Below are 23,798 nucleotides of genomic sequence, written 5' to 3' on the forward strand. Positions count from 1 at the left end.
CTGGGTAGGGGGTCATCCAAGATGCAGCCCGCCCCATCGTCACCACCGGGTTCGACCCGGTGGTCCACAAGATACCGTGCCGCTGGATTGCCCGGTCAAGCCGGGCAATGACGATCGGGGGATAACCAGAGACGCAGGCCCTAGTCCCGTACCGGCGCATTCCGTGCCGGCAGGTCATTGGAATAGATGTTGTGCCGGCCGACATTGAGGATGTCGCGCTCGCCGCACAGGGCCATGGTGGTGTCGAGTTCCTTGCGGATGATTTCGAGCACGCGGGTGACGCCGGCCTCGCCGCCGGCACCCAGACCATAGAGCATGGGGCGGCCGATGAAGGTGGATTTGGCGCCATAGGCCACGGCCTTGAGCACGTCTTGGCCGGAGCGGATGCCGCTATCGAGATAGACCTCGGTCTTGTGGCCGACCCGGTCGACGATTTCGGGCAGGACGCGAATGGTAGAGGGCGCGCCATCGAGCTGGCGGCCGCCATGGTTGGAGACGACGATGGCGTCGGCGCCATTGTCGATGGCGGCTTGTGCATCGTCGGCATCGAGCACGCCCTTGACGATGACCGGGCCGCCGAAACGCTCCTTGATCCAGCGCACGTCGCCCCAGTTGAGGGTGGGATCGAACTGGCTGGCGGTCCAGGAGGAGAGCGAAGCCAGGTCGTGATCACCGCTCACATGGCCGACGATATTGCGGAAGGTGTGGCGCTGGGTGCCGAGCATGCGCAGGCACCAGAGCGGATGCTGCATCATCTGCCAGACCGAATAGGGGGTGATCTTGGGCGGGGTGGAAAGGCCGTTCTTGATGTCCTTGTGGCGCTGACCCAGGATCTGCAGGTCCATGGTGAGGACCAGGGCCGAGCATTTTGCGGCCTTGGCCCGGTCGATCAGGCGATTGATGAAGTCGCGATCGCGCATGACATAGAGCTGGAACCAGAAAGGAGCGTCGGTGTTCTCGGCCACGTCCTCGATGGAGCAGACACTCATGGTGGAGAGGGTGAAGGGAATGCCGAATTTGTGGGCGGCGCGCGCTGCCTTGATCTCACCGTCGGCGGTCTGCATGCCGCCCGTCGCCGCCGGGGCGATGGCCACCGGCATGGTGATGGACTTGCCCAGCATGTCGACCTTGAGATTGCGACCTTCGAGGTTCACCGCCACGCGCTGGTTGAGCAGGATCTTCTGGAAGTCGCTTTCGTTGTCGCGATAGGTGCTCTCGGTATAGGAGCCGCTATCGGCATATTCAAAGAACATCTTGGGGACGCGCCGGCGCGCCAGGCGCTGCATTTCCGCGACGGTCAGGACCTTGTCGATGGCAGGCATTTTCGGCACTCCGGCTGATGGTCTGTCTGCCCTAGCAACTAACATGTTAGTCGTCAATGTGAGTTGAGAGCAGGGCTGAGGTGAGCAAAATGCGGGGTGCGGGGACGGAACGCATCAGCCCATGCACAAGTTGAAAGAGCGACGGGCAGCACGCCCGCCCCTTTCAACCAGCGTCAGGACAAAGTCCCATGAAAACCCCGTCCATAGATCTCAAAGCCAATGCCAAGTCCGCTGTGATCGACGTGCTCAATGCCCGTCTCGCCGACGCCATCGACCTGGCGCTGATCACCAAGCAGGCGCATTGGAACCTCAAGGGCCCCAATTTCATCGCCGTGCACGAAATGCTCGATCCGATGCGCGCCGCCATCGACAATCATGTCGACATCATCGCCGAGCGCATTGCCCAGCTCGACGGCATTGCACTGGGCACCAGCCAGGTGGTGGCCAAGGCGACCAAACTCGCCGCCTATCCCACCGATATCCGCGAGAGCACCGAGCATCTGGCGGCGCTGGCCGAACGCTATGCGGCCCTCGCCAATCAGGTGCGCGAGGATATCGACACCACCGATGAGGCCGGCGATGCCGATGCCGCCGATATCCTCACCGCCTTTTCGCGCGAGCTCGACAAGAATCTGTGGTTCATCAAGTCGCATCTCGAATAGAATCTATGTTGGGTCGGGGGTGCCTGGTGGCGTCCCCGCCGCTCTTATGTCCGCTGCTGTCCTATGCCTGCTTTTTGGGTTTGTAGGAAATATCGCAGCCAATGCGCACGAAAGTAGGAGTTCAGCCTAATTTTCGTGCATGATGCGTAGAATTTATGCAGAATGGCGTAAATCTCTGCGGAAAAGTCCTATTTTTCCTATAGCTATTTCCTGCCTTTCCTATAGATTTTCCACAAAGTCCAACTTTGGCGCTTGCTCGCAGTTTGGAACTATGCAAATGTGCCCTGGTTAGGGCAGCTATTCTGTCCTATCTGACGCGTCGCCCCGCTCTCCGCGGCCAGCGCGCACGCTGGTTCGGCTGGACCATTCGTCGAGAATGGAAACGAACAGGCGGGGCTCAGAGCCCGAATTATGAGCGGCCATTTGGATGCAGTGCCGCTCCCCGTTAAAATGGCTGAAGCGCTCACCCGAGCCGTACGAAAACAGTACGACCCGCTTGGATTGCTGACCGCCAGAGGAAAGGATGCATCCGAGAGCCGGTGAACCGGCAGCAACAGGATGCGCACGCGACTTTAATTGCCCCCTGCGAGGGCGCCGAACAGAACGAGGTTGAGCCATGGCACACGAACGGACCGGACTTTCCGCCGAGACGGAACCAGTCGCCAGCAAAACCCTCATTCTCAATGGCAAGCGTGTTACCGGCCGCCCGGCGGCGCAGGGTCTTTATAACCCCGCCAACGAACACGATGCCTGCGGCATCGGCATGATCGCCAATATCAAGAACCTGGCCAGCCACGAAGTGGTCGAAAAGGGTCTCGAAATCCTCGAGAACCTGGAACATCGCGGCGCGGTGGGCGCCGACCCGCTGATGGGCGACGGCGCCGGCATTCTGGTGCAGACCCCGCACGCCTTCTTCAAGAAGGTGCTGCCGTTCGATCTGCCCGAAAAGCACCACTACGCCGTGGTCATGATCTTTTATCCCAATATTGAAGGCCTGCGCGACCGCTGCGCCGATGTGGTGCGGCGTTGCCTCAGCCAGGAGGGCCTCGCCCTGTTGGGCGAGCGCATCGTGCCCACCAATAATGGCAAGCTCAGCCGGGGGGTGATCGCCACCCAGCCGGTGATCGAGCAGATGATCATCGCCCGCCCCGAGGGCCTGACGCTCGACGAGTTCGAGCGCAAGCTCCTGATCGTGCGCAAGGTGATCTCCAACACCGTCTATAAGGAAGTGCCCGAGAGCGATGGAGATAACGGCTTTTACGTCGTCTCCATGTCGGCGCGGACGCTGGTCTATAAGGGCATGTTCCTGGCCGATCAGCTGGGCAGCTTCTACCATGACCTGCACGATGCCGATTTCGAAAGCGCCATTGCGCTGGTGCACCAGCGCTTCTCGACCAATACCTTCCCCTCCTGGAAGCTGGCCCACCCCTATCGCATGACCACCCACAATGGTGAGATCAACACCATCCGTGGCAACGTCAACTGGATGGCGGCGCGGCAGGCCTCGGTGCATTCGCGCTATTTCGGCGAGGATATTTCCAAGATCTGGCCGATCTCCTATGAGGGCCAGTCCGACACCGCCTGCTTCGACAACGCGCTCGAATTCCTCGTGCGTGGCGGCTATCCGCTGCCGCATGCGGCGATGATGCTGATCCCGGAAGCCTGGGCCGGCAATCCGCTGATGGATGAAAAGCGCCGCGCCTTCTACCAGTATCATGCCTCGCTGATGGAGCCCTGGGACGGTCCGGCCGCCATGTCGCTCAGCGATGGTCGCTATGTCGTGGCCACACTCGACCGCAATGGCCTGCGTCCGGCGCGCTATCTCGTCACCAAGGAAGGCCATGTGGTGCTGGCCTCGGAATCGGGTGTGCTCAACATTCCGGACGAGGACATTGTCGAGCGCTGGCGCCTGCAGCCCGGCCGCATGCTGCTGATCGATCTCGAACAGGGCCGCATCATCTCCGACGACGAGATCAAGGCGACGCTGGCGACCGCCAACCCCTATGCCGACTGGCTGGCCCGCACGCAGATCGTGCTGGAAGACCTGCCAGCCGTGCCGCCGCGTGCGCCCGAAGCCACCGAAGCGCTGCTCGACCGGCTGCAGGCCTTTGCCTATACGCAGGAAGACATCAAGCTGTTGATGGCACCCATGGCCACCACCGGCCAGGAAGCCGTGGGCTCGATGGGCACCGATACGCCGATCTCGGCGCTCTCGGACAAGGCCAAGCTGCTCTATACCTATTTCAAGCAGAACTTCGCGCAGGTGACCAACCCGCCCATCGACCCGATCCGTGAGGAATCGGTGATGAGCCTGGTCTCCTTCATCGGGCCGCGGCCGAACCTGTTCGATCTCGAGGGCCTCTCGACGGTCAAGAGGCTGGAAGTGCGCCAGCCGATCCTGACCAATGAGGATCTCGAAAAGATCCGCGGCATCGGCGACATCGAGAGCAACCAGTTCAAGACCAAGACGCTCGACATCACCTATCCCGCCGAGCACGGCGCCGAGGGGATGGAAGCGGCGATCGAGGCGCTTTGCCAGGCCGCCGAGGAAGCGGTGCGGGGCGAATACAATATCATCATCCTCTCCGACCGCCTGGTGGCGGCCGACCGGCTGGATATTCCGACGCTCCTGGCGCTTGCCGCCGTGCATCATCACCTGATCCGCAAGGGCTTGCGCACCTCGACGGGTCTGGTGGTCGAAACCGGTGAAGCCCGCGAAATCCATCATTTCGCGATGCTGGCCGGCTATGGCGCCGAAGCGATCAACCCCTATCTTGCCTTCGAGGCACTGCAGTCGCTGCATGCCGAGGGCAACTATCCAGAGGAAGTGTCGGCCGACGAGGTCGTCTACCGCTATATCAAGAGCGTCGGTAAGGGCCTGCTCAAGGTCATGTCCAAGATGGGCATTTCGACCTACCAGTCCTATTGCGGCGCGCAGATCTTCGATGCGGTGGGGCTCTCCTCGGACTTCGTCAACAAGTACTTCTTCGGCACTGCCACCACGATCGAAGGTGTGGGTCTCAAGGAAGTGGCCGAGGAAACCGTGCGCCGCCACAACCTGGCCTTCGGCGATGATGCCGTGCTGCGCAAGCAGCTCGATGTCGGCGGCGAATATGCCTACCGCATTCGTGGCGAAAAGCATGCCTGGTCGCCCGACGTGGTGGCCGATCTGCAGCATGCCGTGCGCACTTTCGAAGAAAGCCCGGAAAATGCCCAGGACCGCTATAACAGCTTTGCGGCGCGGGTGAATTCGGGCGAGAACGGCTATCTGGCCATTCGCCATCTGTTCGACATCCGCCCCATCGGCCCGGCCGTGGCGCTGGAGGAGGTCGAGCCGGCCGCCGACATCGTTAAGCGTTTCGTCACCGGCGCGATGAGCTTCGGCTCGATCTCCCGAGAGGCGCATACGACGCTGGCCATTGCCATGAACCGGATCGGCGGCAAGTCCAATACCGGCGAAGGCGGTGAGGAGCCCGATCGCTATAAGCCCCTGCCCGACGGCTCGCGCAATCCGCTGCGCTCGGCCATCAAGCAGGTCGCTTCCGGCCGCTTTGGCGTCACCACCGAATATCTGGTCAATTCCGACCAGATCCAGATCAAGGTCGCGCAGGGTGCCAAGCCCGGCGAAGGCGGTCAGCTGCCTGGCCACAAGGTCGACTGGATCGTCGCCAAGACCCGTCACTCGACGCCCGGCGTGGGCCTGATTTCGCCCCCGCCGCACCACGACATCTATTCGATCGAAGATCTGGCGCAGCTGATCTACGATCTCAAGAACGTCAATGAGCAGGCCGATATCTCGGTCAAGCTGGTGTCGGAAGTCGGTGTCGGAACGGTTGCGGCCGGCGTCGCCAAGGCGCGCGCCGATCACATCACCATCTCCGGCTATGACGGCGGCACCGGCGCTTCGCCTCTGACCTCGCTCAAGCATGCCGGCGGCCCGTGGGAAATCGGCCTGGCCGAAACCCACCAGACGCTGGTGCTCAACAGGCTCAGGTCGCGCGTAAAGCTGCAGGTCGATGGCGGTCTCAAGACCGGCCGTGACGTGCTGATCGGCGCGCTGCTCGGTGCCGACGAATTTGGCTTTTCGACGGCGCCGCTGATCGCGGCGGGCTGCATCATGATGCGCAAGTGCCATCTCAACACCTGCCCGGTTGGCGTCGCCACCCAGGACCCGGTGCTGCGCAAGCGCTTCAAGGGTACGCCCGAGCATGTCATCAATTACTTCTTCTTCATCGCCGAGGAACTGCGTGGCCTGATGGCATCGCTGGGTGCCCGCACCCTCAACGAGATCATCGGCCGTTCGGACCTCCTCGATCAGCGGAAGCTCGACGATCACTGGAAGGGCCAGGGCATCGACCTCGCCAAGGTGTTCTACAAGCCCGAGCCGCTGGGTGGTGATACGCTCTATCACTCCGAGAGGCAGGACCATCACCTGGAAAGCGTGCTCGACCGCAAGCTGGTCGAACTGGCGGCCCCGGCGCTGGAAAACGGCACCCCGGTGCAGTTCGAGCTGCCCATTCGCAGCCGCGACCGCTCGGCAGGCGCCATGCTGTCAGGTGCCTTGGCCAAGAAATATGGCCATGAGGGCCTGCCCGACGACACCATTGCCATCACCCTGCGCGGCACGGCCGGACAGGCGTTTGGCGCGTTCCTGGCCAAGGGCATCTCGATCGACATGATCGGCGACGCCAATGACTATGTGGGCAAGGGGCTTTCGGGTGGCCGCATCGTGGTGCGTCCCTCGGACACGGTCGGGTTCGATCCCAATCGGTCGATCATCGTCGGCAATACCGTGCTCTATGGTGCCATTGCCGGTGAATGCTATTTCCGTGGCATTGCCGGGGAACGCTTCGCGGTGCGCAATTCGGGCGCCATCGCGGTGGTCGAGGGCACGGGCGATCATGGCTGCGAATACATGACCGGGGGCCTTGTCGTGGTCATCGGCCAGACCGGCCGCAACTTCGCGGCGGGGATGAGCGGCGGCGTCGCCTATGTGCTGGATGAAGACGGGACCTTCCGGTCGCGCTGCAACCTGGCCATGGTCGATCTCGAACCGGTGCAGGAAGAAGAAGAGCTGATGCAGAAGCTCCACCACCATGGTGGGGACCTCGAATGGCATGGCCGTGTCGACATTTCGGGCGACATGACCAAGCATGACGATGAGCGCCTGCACCAGCTGATCAGCAATCACCTGCACTATACCGGCTCGAGCAAGGCCAAGCACATCCTTGAAAACTGGGTCGAGATGCGGCCCAAATTCGTCAAGGTCATGCCGGTCGAATATCGCCGCGCCATCCTCGAGATGGAAAAGAAGCGCGCTTCGGGCGCCGTGGCGGCGGCAGAGTGATGATGCAGCTTTACGGCAACCTTGGCTCGGGCAACGTCCTCAAGGTCAAGTACATCGCCGACGCCACCGGACGGCCCTTTGTTCTGCATGAGATCGCGTCGCGCTCCGGTGCGACGCAGACGCCGGACTTCCTCAAGCTCAACCCTGCCGGGCAGATGCCGGTGGTGGTGCTGGAGGACGGCCGGCCGCTGGCCCAGTCCAACGCCATCCTGCGCTATCTGGCGCAGGGGACGCGCTTCCTGCCCGTCGACCCGTATCTGGCGGCCAAGGTGGACGAGTGGCTGTTCTGGGAACAGTATAGTCACGAGCCGACCGTGGCGGTGGCGCGGGCCCGCGTCGTCTATGACGGGCAGGCTATTGCCGATCTCGACCCAAGCCTTGTGGCCAGGGGAAACAAGGCGCTCGACCTGATGGAACAGGCGCTGACGGGTCGAAAATGGCTGGTGGGCGAGACCATGACGATCGCCGATATCGCCTTGCTCGCCTATACGCGCCAGGCGCCACAGGGCGGCTTCGATCTTGCCAAGCGCCCGGCAGTGCTGGCCTGGATAAAAGCCTCGGAACAAGAACTTGGACTGCCGTCCTTCCGGACGGAAAACTAGGAGGAAAGCATGGGTAAGGTTACAGGCTTTCTCGAAATCGATCGTGAGGAACCGCGCTATCAGCCGGCTTCGGACCGCATTCGTCACTTTGGCGAATTCACCATTCCGTTGCGCGAAGCGCAGGTGGTGGACCAGGCCGCCCGCTGCATGGATTGCGGCGTGCCCTTCTGTCATGGCGATACTGGTTGCCCCGTGCACAACCAGATCCCGGACTGGAACGACCTCGTCTACAACAATGACTGGGAAGAAGCGGCGCGCAATCTGCACTCGACCAATAACTTCCCCGAATTCACCGGCCGCATCTGCCCGGCGCCCTGCGAGGAAGCCTGCACGCTGAACCTCGAGGACGTGCCGGTCGCCATCAAGACCGTCGAGCAGGCCATTGCCGACAAGGCCATCAGGTCCGGCTGGATCAAGCCGCAGGCGCCGGCGCACAAGACCGGCAAGCGCGTCGCCATTATCGGCTCCGGCCCGGCCGGTCTCGCCGCGGCCCAGCAATTGGCGCGCGCCGGCCATGACGTGCATGTCTATGAGCGCGAGCCCAAGGCCGGTGGCCTGCTGCGCTATGGCATTCCCGACTTCAAGATGGAAAAGGATCATATCGACTTCCGCGTCTCGCAGATGGAAGCCGAAGGCGTCACCTTCCACTATGGCGTCAATGTCGGGTTCACCACGCCGCTGTCCACGCTGCAGGCCGAGCATGATGCCGTGCTGCTGGCCGGTGGGGCGGAAAAGCCGCGCGCCGTCGATGTCGAGGGCAATAGTTTCGATGGCGTGCATTACGCCATGCCATTCCTGATCCAGCAGAACCGCCGCGTCGGTGGCGAGGATGTGTCGGGCGAGTTCCAGCTTTCGGCCGCCGGCAAGCATGTCGTGGTGGTGGGCGGTGGTGATACCGCCTCGGACTGCGTCGGCACATCGTTCCGTCAGGGCGCCATTGCGGTGACCCAACTCGACGTGCGCCCCATGCCGCCCGAGCTCGAGAACAAGCTGACCAACTGGCCCAACTGGGCGGTCAAGATGCGCACCTCGTCCAGCCAGGCCGAAGGCGCCATCCGTGAATTCTCCGCCGGCACCATGAAGATCCTCGGCAATGCCAAGGGTCATGTGACCGGGGTGGAATGCGCCAGGGTCGACCGCAAGCGCCAGGCCATCGAGGGCAGCGAGTTCGTCATCAAGGCCGATCTCGTGCTCTTCGCCATCGGTTTTGCCGGTCCGCTTCAGGACGGCATGCTGAGCGAGCTCGGCGCCGATCTCGACAAGCGTGGCAATCTCTTTGCCGATACGTTCACCTACAAGACCTCGGTCGACAAGGTCTATGCTGCCGGCGATATGCGCCGGGGCCAGTCACTGGTGGTCTGGGCCATCCGCGAAGGCCGCCAGGCCGCCCGTGCCATCGACAAGGACCTGATGGGCAAGACCGACCTGCCGCGCTGACGCGAGGTTTTGAAGCAGACAAATGGGCCTCTCCCGGATCGGGGGAGGCCCATTTGTTTGGGGGAAGCGGAATAGGGCTCGAAATTAGGTCATGCGTCAGCTCGGCGGCTGGTCTCAATCCTGTTTGCGGCTCATGTCGATCATGCGCTCGACGGCCTGGCGGGCGGGGCCGATGATGTCGGGGGGGATGGTGACTTCCTCGCTCATGGTGTGGAGCGACCACAGCACGTTTTCGAGATTGATGCGTTTCATGTGCGGGCAGATATTGCAGCCGCGCAGGAAGTCGACGCCGGTGGTTTCGGAGGCGACATTGTCTGACATCGAACACTCGGTGACCATGACGACGCGGGCCGGCCTCGTGGACTTGACCCAGTCGATCATTGCCGCGGTAGAGCCGGCGAAATCGACCGCGTCGATCACCTCGGGCGGGCATTCGGGATGGGCGATGATCTTGGCCGTCGGATAGGCGTGGCGCAGCTCGGAAATGTCGTCTGCGGTGAAGGTTTCGTGCACCTCGCAGGCGCCGGCCCAGGTGATGATCTTCTTGTGAGTTTTCTTGGCGGTGTTCTTGGCCAGATATTGGTCGGGGATCATCATCACCGTGTCGCCCTCGACGCGATTGACAATGTCGAGCGCGTTGGAGGAGGTGCAGCACACATCGGTAACCGCCTTCACCGCGGCCGAGGTGTTGACATAGGTCACCACCGGCACGCCGGGATAGCGGGCGCGCATGGCCATGACGTCCTCGGCGGTAATGGATTCCGAGAGCGAACAGCCGGCGCGGCTATCGGGGATCAGCACCGTCTTTTCCGGGTTCAGCATTTTGGAGGTTTCGGCCATGAAGTGCACGCCGCACTGCACGATGACCGACTGGCGGACCTTGGTGGCCTCAATGGCCAATTGCAGGCTGTCGCCTACCACATCGGCGACGCCGTGATAGATTTGTGGCGTCTGGTAATTGTGCGCCAGGATGACGGCATCCTTCTCCTTCTTGAGCCGGTTGATCTGAAAGATCAGCGGCGCATAGAAGGGCCATTCGACGCCCGGAATCTTGTCCTTGACCCGATCGAAGATCTTGTCGGTGGCGCGCTCCACGGCCTTGGAATAGCCGAGATCGAAATGATCGGCGAGAATAGCGCGGGCGTCCGCGAGCGGGGTTACCGCATTGATCATCTGCACCATCGGGGCCTCCCACGCTCAACGCCGGGAACCTAGGGATTATTGGCTTTCAATTCAATGAATGGCCTTGCAGGAAAGTGACGAGACGCCTAACGCTGGGGCCAGTTTCTTCCTGCCGAGGACCAGTTCATGCCGCAAGACGCCAATGCCATTCGCTCTATCCTCTCGCTGGCGCCGGTCGTGCCCGTCATCATTCTCGACGATGTCGCCCAGGCCCGTCCCCTGGCAGAGGCCCTGGTGGCCGGCGGCCTGCCGGTGCTGGAAGTGACGCTGCGCACCCCCAATGCGCTCAAGGTGATGGAAGAAATGGCCAAGGTCACCGGCGCGATTGTCGGCTCCGGCACGGTGCGCAATGCCGCACATATGAAAGCCTCGGTGGATGCCGGCTGTCGCTTCATGGTGTCGCCGGGCGCTTCGCCGCGCCTGCTCGACGCGGCCGAAGACGTGGCCATCCCGCTCCTGCCGGGGATCGGCACCCCGACCGAGGCCATGGCTGCGGCTGAGCGTGGCTATAGCTTCCTCAAATTCTTCCCGGCCGAAGCGCTGGGCGGCGCGCCGGTGCTCAAGGCTTTCGCCTCGCCGCTGCCCGATATCACCTTCTGCCCCACCGGCGGCATCGATCCGGCCAAGGCCAAGACCTATCTCGGCCTGCCCAATGTCATCTGCGTCGGCGGCTCCTGGATCATGCCGGCCGATGCGCTGGCCTCCGGCGATTTCGCCCGCATCGAGAGCCTGGCGCGCGAAGCCAGCCTGCTCAAGGGCTGAGGTCTTTTGGTTTTTGAGTGTCGAGCGCCCTTGGGGTTTTGGCCCCGGGGGCGCTTTTTTGTGCTGGCTGTCGATCACCGCAATGGTGCCGATTTCGCCGGGGATGAAATCGGGCTAGGGTCCGATAAAATGCAATGCAAGGTTCGTCCGTGACCGCTCTTGTCGACCCCCATGGCCCAAAACTCGCCGTAACGCCCAACAATCCGGTGCCCGAAGGGGTGCGGGTGGGCTTTTTCACCACCTCCGACAAGTTGCGCCTGCGCTATGCGATCTGGCCGAAATCGGCGGGGCCGCATCGGGGGACGGTGTGCCTGGTGCAGGGACGCACCGAATATATCGAGAAATATTTCGAGACGGTGGCCGATTTCCGGGCGCGGGGCTTTGCCGTGGCTACTTTCGACTGGCGTGGACAGGGCGGGTCGGAGCGGCTGATCGGCAATCCGACGCTGGGTTATGTCGACAAGTTCGACGATTACTGGACCGATTTGCGCTGTTTCCACGCCGAGATCCTGCTGCCCGATTGCCCGCCGCCCTTTTATCTCGTCGGCCATTCCATGGGCGGGCTGGCGAGCCTTTATGCGGCGACGCGCGACCGGATGATGTTCGATCGGGTGTTCCTGTCGGCGCCGATGGTGAGCCTTTACAAGATGGAACAGGCCATGAAGCGCTGGGCCCTGTTCGCCGAAATGGCGAGCTTTGTGGGGCTTGGAAAAGTGCCGGTGGCGCGCAGGGGCGACCGGCGGCCGGACGAGGCGATGTTCGTCAACAATCCACTGACCTCGGACGTGCTGCGCTACAACCGCATGGTCGAAACCATCCGCGCCGATGACGGGCTTTATCTGGGCTCGCCGACGCTGCGCTGGCTGGCGGCCTCGATGCGGGCCATGGCGGATGCCGCCCATGACAATTTTCCGGCGACGCTCAAAATTCCGCTTTTGATGCTGGCGGCGGCGCGCGACGAGATCGTCTCCACCCCCGCCATTGAGGCGCTGGGCCTGCGGCTGCGCACCGGGCGGCACATGGTGATCCCCGGCGCCCGGCACGAAATGTTTATGGAGAGTGACGTCATTCGCGGCCAGGTGCTGGCCGCGTTTGACGCCTTCATCACCGACCAGACGCGGGGTTAGAGCGTCTAGTTGGGTTCTGGCGCGACAAATGCAACGCGCACCACGCCGCCCTCGTGTCGAGCCCGAGGGCGTAACGGTGGATGGGGAACGCCGTGCGACACGAAGCGCCGAGCTGCGCTGCCGCTCGTGTGGGATCAGAGATCAAGACCATATGCGATAGCCCGCCCTTCAAGGGGGCGGGAGGCGAAAGCGACCAGAGGTCCACCTTAGGGTGATATCACCTAGCTCAGCGCTGCTGCCAGATAGGGCAGGCTGAGGTCCATGCGGTAGTCGACGCCCGAATGGTTGTCGGGAAATTCCTCGTAGCGATGGACGATGCCCTGCTGGTCGAGCAAGCGATGCAGGCGGCGGGTGCCATAGAGGATGTTGTACTGATCCTCGGTGCCGCATTCGAGATAGAAGCCCTTGAGCGTGCCAATGGCGGCGGCCTGGGTTTCGGCCATGCGCACCGGGTCCCATTTGAGCCAATTGGCCCAGCGGTCCTCGATCAGCTCGCAGGTGTCATTGGTCACCGGCAGGCGCAGGCCGAGAAAGGTTTCGGGGTTCGGATCGGGATCGAAGCTGGCGGCCTGGGCGAGGATCATCAGCAGCATGGTGTCCTTGCCGTCAAGCTTGGGTTTTGCCTCGAAGGCGCTCATCCAGGCTTCGATGGAATAGTTGAATTTGGCCAGTGCCCGCAGGGTGTTGGGGAATTCGGGCAGGTAAAGGTTCTCGAAGCCCGCATCGCCGGAATGGCTGGCGGCAGCCGACCAGATATCGGGATGGCGCATGGCGTGGATCAGCGCGCCGAAGCCGCCCGAGCTCTTGCCGAAGACGCCGCGCCGACCGCTGCCGCCGCAGCCGAACTTCTGCTCGACTTCCGCAAGCATCTCGGTGGTGAGGAAATCCTCCCAGTTTCCGAGCACCGGGCTGTTCACATATTGATTGCCGCCCAGCCGCGAGAAGCAATCGGGGAAGGCGACGACGACGGGCGCCATCTTGCCCTCGCCGATCAGCCGATCGAGCCGCTCGGGCACGTTCTCGCCAAAGGCCTTCCAGGCGGTGTGGGCGGGACCGCCGGCAGTATAGCCGACGAGATCGACGAGGAGCGGCAGGTCCCGTCCGTCGTGACCATGGGGCACATAGACATCGACGATGCGCGTGGTCGGATCGCCCAGCAGATTGCCCTTGAGGGCCTGGCTCTCAACCATGAGGCGATGGACGGTTCCGGCAGGATGGCTGGTGCGGCGCATGATGGCTCCGTTGGTCGGGATGTTCACTGCCCAGACTTGGGCCGGGTGCGCGGAAATGGCAAGGGTCGAGGTGGAGCGATGCTCCAAATGTCAAAGACTACTCGGCGGCGCCGCGGTGGTCGATGAGGGCGTCGGGGCCGTTGGGATCGCCGGGGGCGGTTTCGCAGCCGAGATCGGGGAAGGCGGCGATGCGCTGGTTGCGGAAATCGGTGCGCAGGACGATGAGGCCGCGCTCCTCGAACCAGGTCAGCAAGCGCCGGGCGCGGCTGGCCGAATGGGTGCCGTAGAGGCGGGCCAAGGTGGCGTCGGACGGGCAGGGTGCGCCGGTGAGCGCGGCCTGGGCGATGACGAGGAACACGCCCTGCACGTCATCGGTCAGCGTTTCCGAGAGGGCGAGGGCCTGTTGCCAGCCGTCGGAGCTGGCGATTTCCTCATCGGGCGCCACACGGGCGACGGCCAGCAGGCGCTTGAAGGCCGGCAAAGCCGGTGGCTCGCCGGGCACGCGGCGGATGCGGCAGCGCACGAGGAAATCCTGATAGAGCACGGCCGTGGTGCGGAAGCCGGCATCGGGGTCGCTCAGCAGTTCAGCCATCACCGCCTGGATCTGCGCCTCGCGCTCAGCCTCGTCGATTTCCGGGAACAGCGAGGCAGGCTCGTCGGGTGCTTCGGCGCGCGCCTTGGCGCGGGCTTCGGCCACCTGGGCGAGCAGTTCATTGGTCGAGGGCGGCGGTGGCGGCGGCGGGCGGCGCACGACGGGGCGGGCCAGTTCGTCCGGCTCCATGGTGAAGATGAGGTCGGCGGCATCAACAGGCGCCTCGGGCAGCGGGGTCAGCTTGGGGCTGGTCGAGCGGGCCGAGGTTTCCACCGTGCCGATGGTGATCGGCAGTGGTCGGCGCGATATAGCCGGCCCCAGGGCGACGAAATGGCCGCGCTGCAGGTCGCGGAACTGCTCGGCCTGGCGCCGATCCATGCCCAGAAGATCGGCGGCACGGGCCATGTCGATATCGAGGAAGGTGCGGCCCATGAGGAAGTTCGACGCCTCGGCGGCGACGTTCTTGGCCAGCTTGGCGAGGCGCTGTGTAGCAATGACGCCCGCCAGACCGCGCTTGCGGCCGCGACACATGAGGTTGGTCATGGCCCCAAGCGAGAGTTTGCGGGCTTCGTCGGAGACTTCGCCGGCAGCGGCCGGGGCGAAGAGCTGGGCTTCGTCCACCACCACCAGCACCGGATACCAATAATCGCGATCGGCATCGAACATGCCGCCGAGAAAAGCGGCGGCGGCGCGCATCTGCTGCTCGACGTCGAGGCCTTCGAGATTGAGCACGACAGAGACGCGGTGCTGGCGCACGCGGGCGGCGATGCGAGTGAGTTCGTTCTCGGTGCGGGCGGCGTCGACGACCAGATGGCCGTATTTGTCGGCGAGGGTTACGAAATCGCCCTCGGGATCGACCACGCATTGCTGCACCCAGGGGGCAGACTGTTCGAGCAGGCGCCGCAGCAAGTGGGATTTGCCGGAACCGGAATTGCCCTGCACCAGGAGACGGGTGGCCAGCAGTTCCTCGAGGTCGAGCGAGGCCGGGCCCTTGCCCTGGCTTGCGCCCATGTCGATGGCTACCTGCATTCCTTCTCCGGCCGGCGCTTGGCGCCCATCACGATCACTGGCTTCTGCCTAGCACAGAGGGGAGGCGATTCGGCCAGAACTCGTGCGCCATCCACAAGCCTCAGGCCAGCGCCTGTGGCTTGCGTGCAATGAAGAACACTGCCGCCACGCCACCCGGATGCCAGCGATGGACGATCTGGAACCCGGCCTTGCGTTGCATCTTTTCGAGGCCATTGCCGGAAAAGAAGCTCAATTGCGGCAGTTTGCCCAGCGCCCGGCCCAGCGGGGCGATCGGCATGAGCACGGCCAGGGGGCTCCAGCCCATACAGGCGGTGCTGGTGACCAGATAGCCGCCCGGCTTGAGCATGGCGAAACTCTTGTCGATCGCCGCCTGCGGATCGGCCAGGAGATGCAGGATCGAATGGCCCATCACCATGTCATAGCGCTCCCGCTCGACCGGCAGGCTGGCAATATCGCCCTGAGCAAAATCCACATTGGTGATCCCGGCCTTCTCCGCCTTGGCGTGGGCGATGGCGATCATGTTCTCGGAAAAATCCACTGCCCTGATATGGCCGACATAGGGGGCATGGCGCAGCGCCGTCGAGCCGGTGCCGCAGCCGAATTCGAAGATCTCCATGTCCGGACGGAACAGCGCGCGTGTTGCCTCGATCTTGCGCTCATAGGCGGCCTGATTGGCGATGGGGGAAGCGGCATAGCGCTCGGCCATATTGTTCCAGAATGCGGTGCTTGCGGCCATGTCTTGTGTGCTCCTTCGCCAACGGGGCCAAGATAGAGCCGGGTCGTGAACAAGAAAATTGCATAAATAGGCAGTTACGATATGCATTAATGCATGAAAATGCGCGGCATGGATTTTGACTGGAACCTGGTGCGGGCCTTTATGGCCACGGTGGAGGCCGGCTCGCTCTCGGCGGCCGCACGGCAATTGGGACTGGCGCAGCCGACGCTGGGTCGGCAGGTGGCGGCGCTTGAGGTCGCGTTGGGGGTGACGCTGTTCGAGCGGCCGGGGCGCGCCCTGGTGCTGACCGAGGCCGGGCGGTTGCTGGTCGAGCATGCGCGGAGCATGGGGGAAGCCGCCGATGGCCTGACGCTGGCGGCGGCGGGACAGTCGCAGGCCATGGATGGGGTGGTCCGCGTCACCGCCATCGAGCTCTATGCCGCCCATGTGCTGCCGCCCTTCCTGGCGCTGATGGAGGAGCGGGCGCCAAAGCTCAGGGTGGAACTGATTGCCGCCGACGCGGTGCAGGATCTGGTGCGGCGTGAGGCCGATATCGCCATTCGCCATGGCCGCCCGGACCAGGATGGGCTGGTGGCGCGCCGCTGCGCCGACACGCGGGCCCGGCTTTATGCGGCGCCCAGCTATTTCGAGCACTTCGGGCGGCCCCGCAATGGCGAGGAGCTGGCCTGGGGCCGGTTGATCGGCTTTATCGGTGACGATGGCGAGATGCTGGCCGAGCTCAACCGGCGGGGCGCCAAAATGGGGCCGGAGAATTGTCGGCCATTCACCAATAGCGGCTCGGTCGGTTGGGAATGGGTGCGGCGCGGCATGGGCATGGCGCTGATGCTGGAAAAGGTGGCCGAGGCCACGCCGGGCGTAGAATTGGTCTGGCCGGAAATGGAGCCGGTGCCCATTCCGGTCTGGCTGGTCACCCATCGTGAAATCCACACCAGTGCCCGCATCCGGCTGGTTTTTGACCTGCTGGCCGAGCATCTGGGGGCGTAGGCGTTTACGGACTGGATGATGTTGCCCGCTTCTCCACGCGGGACTTCAGTAGAGGGCTTGAGTGGGCGGCACACCCCCACCCAGCCTCCCCCTGAAGAAGGGGGAGGAGCCATATCGCGTTCTGGGCAAGGTCTAGCCACAAGCACGGGCCGAACTCCTTCCCTCTTGCGGGTGGGGGGCGAGGGAAGGGGCATCAGTGGCTCGCCAACAAACAAAAACGCGGCCCTTGCGGGCCGCGCCTTTTATCGTCAGGGGGAGGACGATTAGTTGACGGATTTGTCTTCGATCGAGGCAGTACCGCCATTGATCTGGATGGTGCGCGGCTTCTTGCTCTCGGGCAATTCGCGCTTCAGCTCCAGATGCAGCAGCCCGTTTTCGAGGCTGGCGCCATGAACCTCGACATAGTCGGCCAGCTGGAAACGCAGCTCGAAAGCGCGTTCGGCAATGCCGCGATGGAGGAATTCGCGCTTGCTGTCACCGGTTTCGGTGGGCTTGGCGCCCTTGATCACCAGGGAGTTTTCCTTGGTCTCGATGGCGATGTCGCCATTGGAGAAGCCGGCCACCGCGATGGAGATGCGATAGGCATCCTCGCCGGTGCGCTCGATATTATAGGGCGGGTAGGTCTTGGCTTCCTGGCCAACCAGGGTGTCCAGGCGATTGAACACGCGGTCAAAGCCGACAGTGGAGCGATAGAAGGGGGAAAAATCAAAGGTCTGCATAGTCACATTCTCCAATTGAGCAACGTGGGTCTGTTGGTCCCGGCCCCGATTTCGACATCTCCCTTGATCGGCGAAACTGTCTTTGCGGCACCGGTGTCCCCGGCTATCCGGCGGACCACACAGATGTAGGTGAGGCCGAATGCAGTTCAAGAGGGCCTGCTGGCGCAAAATTGCGCTGGCCGCTTCAGATGAACGCCAGATGAACAGATGCTTGCAGTCGCGTTCAGGTGCAGGGGGTTAGAACCGATCTCGTGAAGACGAGAGCGATCCCGATCTTCACGCCCCAATCGGTTTCGTCACCCGCCCCCCGCACGAAGCCGAACGGAAAACCAAGCCAGCATGTCCTTTCGACATGCTGGCTTTTTGTTTTGGGGGGCGGCGCCTCCTAGAACCGCACCAGCGTGTTGACGTCGACCGGCATTCCGGTGGCGAAGCTCTTGTTGGCGGCGATGCCGGTGAGGATGGAGAGGGCGCCATCGCGATGATTGGCGCCATAGCCGGGACGGGGGGTGGCGTCGCCGAAGATTTCCTCGAGCATGATCTTGTCGCCGCCGCCATGGCCGCCTTCGCCATGCTTGACCGGCACGACGCGTGGCTCGCCATGCAGTGGGAAGTGATAGAGTTTGACGCCCTTGGCTGCGCCTTCGGTTTCCGAGCCGGCACCGGCATTGATGTAGGAGTTTTCGTGTACCGTCAGCTCCAGCCGCCCCCCGGTGCCGTTGATGGCGACGTTGAAGCCTTCCCAGGGTGCATAGGCATAAAGCGAATAGGTCATCACCGCCTTGTTGCGATAGCGCACGATGACATTCATCGTGTCCTCGATGGAGATGCCGTCGCCAAAGACGTTCTGGTCGCGCTGATAGCCGTCTTCAGCCTCCGCGTCCCAGTAAAGCCCTTTCTGCACGGGATTGTCGGTGAGATCGATGGCGAAGGGATCATCCTTGGCCGCGGCGACGCCGGTGGTACGGGTATAGGGGGTAAAGACCCCGCGCTCTTCGGCATTGGCGCGGCCGTAGAATTTGAGATCACCCATGCCGAAGACGGTGTCGGGCTGGCTGCCGAGCCAGAAATTGACCAGGTCGAAATGGTGGGTCGACTTGTGCACCATGAGCCCGCCGGAATTGCGCTTGTCGCGGTGCCAGCGGCGGAAATAATCGGCGCCATGGCGGGTGTCGAGCAGCCATTCGAAATGCACCGAGGTGACCTTGCCGATGGCGCCCTCGGCGATGAGTTCGCGCAGGGCCGAATTGTGCGGGGCGTAGCGGTAGTTGAAGGTGACGCGCAGGTCGCGACCGGTGCGCGCCACCGCGTCGAGAATGGCCTGGCACTTTTCCGGATCGGTGGTCATCGGCTTTTCGGTGATGACGTCGCAGCCCAGTTCCATGGCGGCGATGATATATTGGTGGTGGGTGCGGTCGATCGAGGTGACGATCACCACGTCCGGCCGGGTTTCGGCGATCATGGTGGCGAAATCGGCGGCCCTGTAGGTGGGCACGGCGGTGCCGCCCAATTCCCCGGAGATGACGCGATTGGTGAAATCCATGCGCGCGGCATTGGTGTCGCACAGGGCGACGAGCCGCGACTGGTCGCGATGCGGTCCAAGGATCGCCTCGTAGAACATGCGGGCGCGGCCCCCGGTGCCCACGAGCGCGTAGGTCTTGGTCATTGCAGTGTCTCCGGTCTGGGTCTGACAGATGGCCGGCCCAGGCGGGCGGCATTGATCCGAAATCTACCATACAAGATTGCGGAAATGTACTGTTGTTTCTACAATTCGTGCGATGCTGTGGCAGCGTACAGTTGCGCGGCCGGCAAAAATCCGCTGGACAGGTTGATCTGTCGGTGGTCGGCGTCGGCGGAGGGCACAAGCGAGGGCATATGACACCAGTTCAGCAAACCAGTCCCGAGACCATGGCCATGCGGCTGGTTCACGCCCTGCGCGACGACATTGTCACCATGGCGCTCAAGCCCGGCGACGTCATTTCAGAAAGCGACATTGCCGGCCGCTTCGGCGTGTCACGCCAGCCGGTGCGCGAGGCCTTTATCCGCCTGGCCCAGCAGGGGTTGCTGTTGATCCGTCCCAAGCGCGCCACGGTGATCAAGAAGATTTCCCCCGACGGGGTGCGGCAGAGCCGTTTCATCCGCGAAAGCATCGAGGTCGAGATCATCCGGCGGGTCGCCAGCGCCCCCGATCAGGCTGTGCATGACACCATCGCCGCGATGATCGCCGAACAGGAAGAGGCCGCCCGCGCCGACGATACCCGGCGCTTTCACGCGCTGGACGAGTTGTTCCACCGCACGCTCGCCCGCCTGGCCGGCGTCGAATATGCCTGGCAGTTGGTGGACGACCACAAGATCCAGCTCGATCGGGTGCGCTATCTGACGCTGGGGGTGTCGTCCAAGCAGCGCGCCATCGCCGAACACAAGCTGATCGCCGATGCCATCGCCAAATCCGATCCCATCGCGGCAGAAGCGGCCATGCGGGACCATCTGGCCCGCGCCGAAACTTTGCTCAGCCAGACGATCGAGGATTTTCCGGACTTTTTTGAATAGGAGCGGGCGGTCAGGTGGGCCGGCGTGTCAGCCGATGACTTCGGCGGTGAAGCGGTAGCGTCCGAGGGCGCCCGGGCCGAGGGTTTCGGCATAGGGGCGTTCGCTGAGATCATCGGAGCCACCGACTTCGGCAGCGGTGCCGCGCCAGGGTTCGAGGCAGACAAAGCCGGCGCCAGGCTTGGACCAGATGGCGAAATTGGGCAGGTTTTCCCAGGAGAAGCGCAGGGCTGGGCCGGTTTCGGGGCCATAGCGCAAGCCGGCACCGGCCCCTTGCGGGAAGATCATGGCATCGTCGCGGAAAAGGCTGTGGTCGAGCGTCAGCAGGCCGTGGTCGAAAGGCGAAGGCAATTGCTCGGGGACAACGAGACCGCCGGAAAGCCGGTGCAAAGCGGGGTCGGACTGGTTGTCCAGTGCGATGCGGTGCGGCTGGCCTGCGGCGCCGGGCAGCGGCCAGGCAAAGGCGGGGTGAAAGCCGATGCCGAAGGGCATGGGACGATGGTCGCGATTGGTGACCTCGGCGGTGACGCTGACGCTGCGGCCATGGACGCGATGTTCGACATCGAGACGGAAATCGAAGGGATAGAGGGCGCGACTGGCTTCGGAGGCCTCCAGCCGATAGATGCAGCGGTCGGATTCTTCCACAACAAGGGTGAAATTGCTGCGGCGGGCGAAGCCGTGCTGGCTCATCTGGTAGCGTTCGCCCTCAATGGTCACCGTGTCGTTGGGCGCCTTGCCGACCATGGGGAAGAGAATGGGCGAGCGGCCAGTCCAGTAGCTGGCGTCGCCATGCCAGAGCCAGTGGCGGCCGTCGCGGGTCTGGATCGACTGCATCTCGGCGCCCAAGGCAGCGATATCGACGGTGAGCTCGCCATTGCCGATCCGGGTCAGTTGCATGGCGTCTCTCCGGACGATTCGTTTCTGAACGTGGCGGAGCCTAAACCCATATCCGGCCGGTGAGAACCACCGAGTACGCCTTGTCGTGAACGGTGTCTGAACGCGGCGCGCCGAATAGGCCTTGCCGGGCATTGGCGCAACCGGCTATCGCCAAAGCCATGAGCCTGCCGCCGCTGCCGCCCTTGCCGATTGATACTGCCCTGCCGGCGCTGGCCGAGGCGCTGGCGAGCCATGGCAGTGCGGTGCTGGTGGCGCAGCCGGGCGCCGGCAAGACCACGCGCGTGCCCCTGGCGCTGCTCGGCGCACCCTGGCGGGGCGATGGACGCATCATCGTGCTCGAACCGCGCCGGCTGGCCGCACGCGCCGCCGCCCGGCAGATGGCGAAGCTTCTGGGCGAAGAGGTGGGGCAGACGGTCGGTTATCGCGTGCGCATGGAAACCCGGGTCTCGGCGCGTACGCGCATTGAAATCGTCACCGAGGGGGTGTTTACCCGGCTGATCCTCGATGACCCGGAGCTGAGCGGGATCGCGGCGGTGGTGTTCGACGAATTTCACGAACGCAGCCTCGATGGCGATCTGGGCCTGGCGCTGGCGCTCGACGCCAAGGCGCTGCGCGAGGATCTGCGCCTATTGGTGATGTCGGCGACCATTGACGGGGCGCGGGTGGCGCAATTGCTCGATGCCGCGCCGGTGATCGATAGTCCGGGCCGGACATTTCCGGTCGAGACCTTTTATGCCGAGCCCGATCCGTTGCAGCGGCTCGAGGACCAAGTGGCCGTGGCGGCATTGCGGGCACTGCGCGAGCATGAGGGCTCGATGCTGGTGTTTCTGCCGGGGCAGGGGGAGATCACCCGCGTGGCCGAACGGCTTTCTGCGCAATTGCCCGGCACTATCGATCTCGCCCCGCTCTATGGCCAGCTCAGTCCCGCCGAACAGGACCGCGCCATCCAGCCAGCGCCGGAGGGGCGGCGCAAGGTGGTGCTCGCGACGTCGATCGCCGAAACCTCGCTGACCATCGAGGGCGTGCGGATCGTGCTCGATAGCGGCTTTCGTCGGGTGCCGGTCTATGAGCCGGCGACAGGGCTGACCACCTTAGCCACGGTGCGGGTGTCGCGCGCGGGTGCCGATCAGCGCCGCGGCCGCGCTGGGCGCACCAGTCCGGGCGTTTGTATACGCCTCTGGAACGAGGGGCAGACGGCGGCTTTGTCGGCCTTCGACACCCCCGAAATCCTCGCCGCCGATCTGCCGGGGCTGATGCTCGACCTAGCGGCCTGGGGCGTGTCCGACCCGGACACGCTGCGCTTTCTCGATCCGCCACCGGCCCCGGCCTGGGCTGAGGCCAGGGCACTGCTGACCCGGCTCGATGCCGTGGATGCGTTTGGGCATCTGACGGCGGCGGGCAGGGGGCTGGCGCAGATGCCGCTGCATCCTCGGCTGGCTCATATGGTGATGGCCGGAGCCGAGGATGGCGATGCGCGTGGCGCGGCGGAACTGGCGGTGCTGATCGGCGAGCGGGGATTAGGGGGCGATGATGTCGACCTGGCGCGCCGGCTCGACCGGTTTCGCAATGAGCGCGGCAAGCGGGCCGAGGAGGCGCGGGCGCTGGCTGGACGCTGGGCACGCATGGCGGGCGGCGCCACGGGCGAGGCATTGCCGGCGGGGCAGCATCTGGCACGGGCTTTCCCCGATCGGGTGGCGCAATCGGCGGGCGCGCGGGGACGGTTTCGGCTGGCCAATGGCCGGCAGGCGCAGCTGGACGAGGGCCATGGGCTGGCGGGGTCGCCGTTCATCGTGGTGGCCGATCTTACCGGCAGTGCCACGCAGGGCCGCATCCGCTCGGCGGTGGCGCTGGATGGCGACGACCTCGAAACCCTGTTCGTGGCGCATATCGAAAGCCGCACAGTGCTGGCCTTCGACGCCGCCACCGGCTCGGTGCGGGCGCGGCGGCAGAGGCGGCTCGACGCCCTGCGGCTGGCGGACGACACGGCGCCGGTAAGCGACTTTGAGGCGGCGGCGCAATTGCTGGCCGAAGCGGCGCTCAAACGGCCGGAAACGCTGCCCTGGAGCAAGGAGCAGAAGGCGTTGCGGGCCCGCGCCAGTTTCCTGCAGCAGACGCTGGGCGGGGACTGGCCCGATCTCTCGGACGCGGCGCTGGCGACTGATACGGCTTGGCTGGTGCCTCATATTGTGGGCGAGACAAAACTTTCGGCGATTTCAGCCGAGCATCTGGGTATGGCGTTGGATGCGCTATTGCCTTGGGCGAAGCGGCAGGAGATCGAAAAGCTGCTGCCCAGTCATTTCCATGCGCCGTCGGGCAGCCACCTGCCGATCGACTATGCCGCCGAAAACGGTCCGGCGCTGGAGATCCGGGTGCAGGAGTTGTTCGGGCTCGACCGGCATCCGAGCATCGCCAATGGCAAGGTGCCGCTGTTGTTGATCCTATTGTCGCCGGCGCATCGGCCGATCCAGACGACGCGCGACCTGCCCGGCTTCTGGCGCGGCAGCTGGAAGGATGTCGCCAAGGATCTGAAGGGGCGCTATCCCCGCCACCCCTGGCCCGATGACCCGCTGGCGGCCCCGGCCACCAGCCGGGCCAAGCCGCGCGGAACTTGAGGCGGTGGC

At 63.9% G+C, this 23,798-nt stretch carries 17 protein-coding genes; 9 read left to right on the top strand and 8 right to left on the bottom strand.

Translation table 11 applies throughout. The features are described from left to right. Positions 1–140 precede the first annotated feature (140 nt). Positions 141–1,322, bottom strand: coding sequence for an alpha-hydroxy acid oxidase (locus BGO80_RS05520; protein WP_502686542.1), 1,182 nt, complete (start codon positions 1,320–1,322; stop codon positions 141–143). Between the two features lie 188 nt (positions 1,323–1,510). Between BGO80_RS05520 and dps the strand changes: the two genes are divergently transcribed. The 4 genes from dps to BGO80_RS05540 all read left to right on the top strand — a co-directional run bounded on the left by dps (position 1,511) and on the right by BGO80_RS05540 (position 9,370). Then, positions 1,511–1,984, top strand: a complete 474-nt coding sequence (dps, locus tag BGO80_RS05525) for a DNA starvation/stationary phase protection protein Dps (RefSeq protein ID WP_286719772.1) — start codon at positions 1,511–1,513, stop codon at positions 1,982–1,984. A 616-nt stretch (positions 1,985–2,600) separates the two neighbouring features. Beyond that, positions 2,601–7,331 carry a glutamate synthase large subunit gene (gene gltB / locus BGO80_RS05530; RefSeq protein ID WP_126150638.1) on the top strand — a complete coding sequence of 1,577 codons (4,731 nt, stop codon included), beginning with the start codon at positions 2,601–2,603 and terminating at the stop codon, positions 7,329–7,331. Positions 7,332–7,333: 2 nt separating this feature from the next. Beyond that, positions 7,334–7,933, top strand: coding sequence for a glutathione S-transferase family protein (locus BGO80_RS05535; protein WP_286719775.1), 600 nt, complete (start codon positions 7,334–7,336; stop codon positions 7,931–7,933). Between the two features lie 9 nt (positions 7,934–7,942). Next, on the top strand, positions 7,943–9,370 hold the full coding sequence (locus BGO80_RS05540; RefSeq protein WP_286719776.1) for a glutamate synthase subunit beta: 1,428 nt from the start codon (positions 7,943–7,945) through the stop codon (positions 9,368–9,370). A gap of 114 nt (positions 9,371–9,484) precedes the next feature. Here the strand turns inward: BGO80_RS05540 and nadA are convergent, their stop codons facing one another. Further along, entirely contained in the window at positions 9,485–10,543 is a 1,059-nt protein-coding gene (gene nadA / locus BGO80_RS05545) for a quinolinate synthase NadA (protein ID WP_286720740.1), read from the bottom strand. A 135-nt stretch (positions 10,544–10,678) separates the two neighbouring features. Between nadA and eda the strand changes: the two genes are divergently transcribed. Then, complete coding sequence (gene eda / locus BGO80_RS05550) at positions 10,679–11,314, top strand: bifunctional 4-hydroxy-2-oxoglutarate aldolase/2-dehydro-3-deoxy-phosphogluconate aldolase (RefSeq protein WP_286719778.1); 636 nt, start codon at positions 10,679–10,681, stop codon at positions 11,312–11,314. Between the two features lie 134 nt (positions 11,315–11,448). Further along, positions 11,449–12,441, top strand: a complete 993-nt coding sequence (locus BGO80_RS05555; protein WP_286719780.1) for an alpha/beta fold hydrolase — start codon at positions 11,449–11,451, stop codon at positions 12,439–12,441. 221 nt (positions 12,442–12,662) lie between these two features. Here the strand turns inward: BGO80_RS05555 and BGO80_RS05560 are convergent, their stop codons facing one another. The 3 genes from BGO80_RS05560 to BGO80_RS05570 form a co-directional block, all read right to left on the bottom strand. Beyond that, positions 12,663–13,673, bottom strand: coding sequence for an alpha/beta hydrolase (locus BGO80_RS05560; protein ID WP_286719783.1), 1,011 nt, complete (start codon positions 13,671–13,673; stop codon positions 12,663–12,665). Positions 13,674–13,770: 97 nt separating this feature from the next. Continuing rightward, positions 13,771–15,294, bottom strand: a complete 1,524-nt coding sequence (locus BGO80_RS05565; protein ID WP_286719785.1) for a helicase HerA domain-containing protein — start codon at positions 15,292–15,294, stop codon at positions 13,771–13,773. Between the two features lie 100 nt (positions 15,295–15,394). Further along, on the bottom strand, positions 15,395–16,030 hold the full coding sequence (locus BGO80_RS05570; RefSeq protein WP_286719787.1) for a class I SAM-dependent methyltransferase: 636 nt from the start codon (positions 16,028–16,030) through the stop codon (positions 15,395–15,397). A gap of 93 nt (positions 16,031–16,123) precedes the next feature. Between BGO80_RS05570 and BGO80_RS05575 the strand changes: the two genes are divergently transcribed. Next, positions 16,124–17,014 (top strand): LysR family transcriptional regulator, encoded by an 891-nt coding sequence (locus BGO80_RS05575; protein ID WP_286719788.1) that lies wholly within the window; start codon positions 16,124–16,126, stop codon positions 17,012–17,014. A gap of 263 nt (positions 17,015–17,277) precedes the next feature. On the opposite strand, the gene BGO80_RS05580 is transcribed toward BGO80_RS05575, so the two are convergent. Both BGO80_RS05580 and BGO80_RS05585 read right to left on the bottom strand, forming a co-directional pair. Continuing rightward, positions 17,278–17,733 carry an Hsp20 family protein gene (locus BGO80_RS05580; protein ID WP_126150646.1) on the bottom strand — a complete coding sequence of 152 codons (456 nt, stop codon included), beginning with the start codon at positions 17,731–17,733 and terminating at the stop codon, positions 17,278–17,280. 385 nt (positions 17,734–18,118) lie between these two features. Continuing rightward, entirely contained in the window at positions 18,119–19,399 is a 1,281-nt protein-coding gene (locus BGO80_RS05585; RefSeq protein WP_286719789.1) for a Gfo/Idh/MocA family oxidoreductase, read from the bottom strand. Between the two features lie 209 nt (positions 19,400–19,608). Here BGO80_RS05585 and BGO80_RS05590 point away from each other — a divergent pair, with 209 nt between their 5' ends. Continuing rightward, on the top strand, positions 19,609–20,283 hold the full coding sequence (locus tag BGO80_RS05590) for a GntR family transcriptional regulator (RefSeq protein WP_126150648.1): 675 nt from the start codon (positions 19,609–19,611) through the stop codon (positions 20,281–20,283). A gap of 27 nt (positions 20,284–20,310) precedes the next feature. On the opposite strand, the gene BGO80_RS05595 is transcribed toward BGO80_RS05590, so the two are convergent. Beyond that, positions 20,311–21,177, bottom strand: coding sequence for an aldose 1-epimerase family protein (locus tag BGO80_RS05595; protein WP_286719791.1), 867 nt, complete (start codon positions 21,175–21,177; stop codon positions 20,311–20,313). Between the two features lie 158 nt (positions 21,178–21,335). On the opposite strand from BGO80_RS05595, the gene hrpB reads away from it, so the two are divergent. Then, a complete protein-coding gene (gene hrpB, locus BGO80_RS05600) occupies positions 21,336–23,789 on the top strand; it encodes an ATP-dependent helicase HrpB (protein ID WP_286719794.1) in 2,454 nt (817 codons plus the stop codon). Positions 23,790–23,798 lie beyond the last annotated feature (9 nt).

This window comes from Devosia sp. 63-57 (genome assembly GCF_001899045.1).
Taxonomy (GTDB): Bacteria; Pseudomonadota; Alphaproteobacteria; order Rhizobiales; family Devosiaceae; genus Devosia; species Devosia equisanguinis.

What these genes read in the sequence shown, in the direction of transcription:
- BGO80_RS05580 (WP_126150646.1), bottom strand. Translation starts at nt 17,733, where the DNA reads ATGCAGACCTTTGATTTTTCCCCCTTCTATCGCTCCACTGTCGGCTTT.
- dps (WP_286719772.1), top strand. Translation starts at nt 1,511, where the DNA reads ATGAAAACCCCGTCCATAGATCTCAAAGCCAATGCCAAGTCCGCTGTG.
- nadA (WP_286720740.1), bottom strand. Translation starts at nt 10,543, where the DNA reads ATGATCAATGCGGTAACCCCGCTCGCGGACGCCCGCGCTATTCTCGCC.
- BGO80_RS05535 (WP_286719775.1), top strand. Translation starts at nt 7,334, where the DNA reads ATGCAGCTTTACGGCAACCTTGGCTCGGGCAACGTCCTCAAGGTCAAG.
- BGO80_RS05590 (WP_126150648.1), top strand. Translation starts at nt 19,609, where the DNA reads ATGACACCAGTTCAGCAAACCAGTCCCGAGACCATGGCCATGCGGCTG.
- BGO80_RS05520 (WP_502686542.1), bottom strand. Translation starts at nt 1,322, where the DNA reads ATGCCTGCCATCGACAAGGTCCTGACCGTCGCGGAAATGCAGCGCCTG.
- BGO80_RS05560 (WP_286719783.1), bottom strand. Translation starts at nt 13,673, where the DNA reads ATGCGCCGCACCAGCCATCCTGCCGGAACCGTCCATCGCCTCATGGTT.
- BGO80_RS05595 (WP_286719791.1), bottom strand. Translation starts at nt 21,177, where the DNA reads ATGCAACTGACCCGGATCGGCAATGGCGAGCTCACCGTCGATATCGCT.
- hrpB (WP_286719794.1), top strand. Translation starts at nt 21,336, where the DNA reads ATGAGCCTGCCGCCGCTGCCGCCCTTGCCGATTGATACTGCCCTGCCG.
- BGO80_RS05565 (WP_286719785.1), bottom strand. Translation starts at nt 15,294, where the DNA reads ATGCAGGTAGCCATCGACATGGGCGCAAGCCAGGGCAAGGGCCCGGCC.
- BGO80_RS05585 (WP_286719789.1), bottom strand. Translation starts at nt 19,399, where the DNA reads ATGACCAAGACCTACGCGCTCGTGGGCACCGGGGGCCGCGCCCGCATG.
- BGO80_RS05570 (WP_286719787.1), bottom strand. Translation starts at nt 16,030, where the DNA reads ATGGCCGCAAGCACCGCATTCTGGAACAATATGGCCGAGCGCTATGCC.
- BGO80_RS05575 (WP_286719788.1), top strand. Translation starts at nt 16,124, where the DNA reads ATGAAAATGCGCGGCATGGATTTTGACTGGAACCTGGTGCGGGCCTTT.
- gltB (WP_126150638.1), top strand. Translation starts at nt 2,601, where the DNA reads ATGGCACACGAACGGACCGGACTTTCCGCCGAGACGGAACCAGTCGCC.
- eda (WP_286719778.1), top strand. Translation starts at nt 10,679, where the DNA reads ATGCCGCAAGACGCCAATGCCATTCGCTCTATCCTCTCGCTGGCGCCG.
- BGO80_RS05555 (WP_286719780.1), top strand. Translation starts at nt 11,449, where the DNA reads ATGCAAGGTTCGTCCGTGACCGCTCTTGTCGACCCCCATGGCCCAAAA.
- BGO80_RS05540 (WP_286719776.1), top strand. Translation starts at nt 7,943, where the DNA reads ATGGGTAAGGTTACAGGCTTTCTCGAAATCGATCGTGAGGAACCGCGC.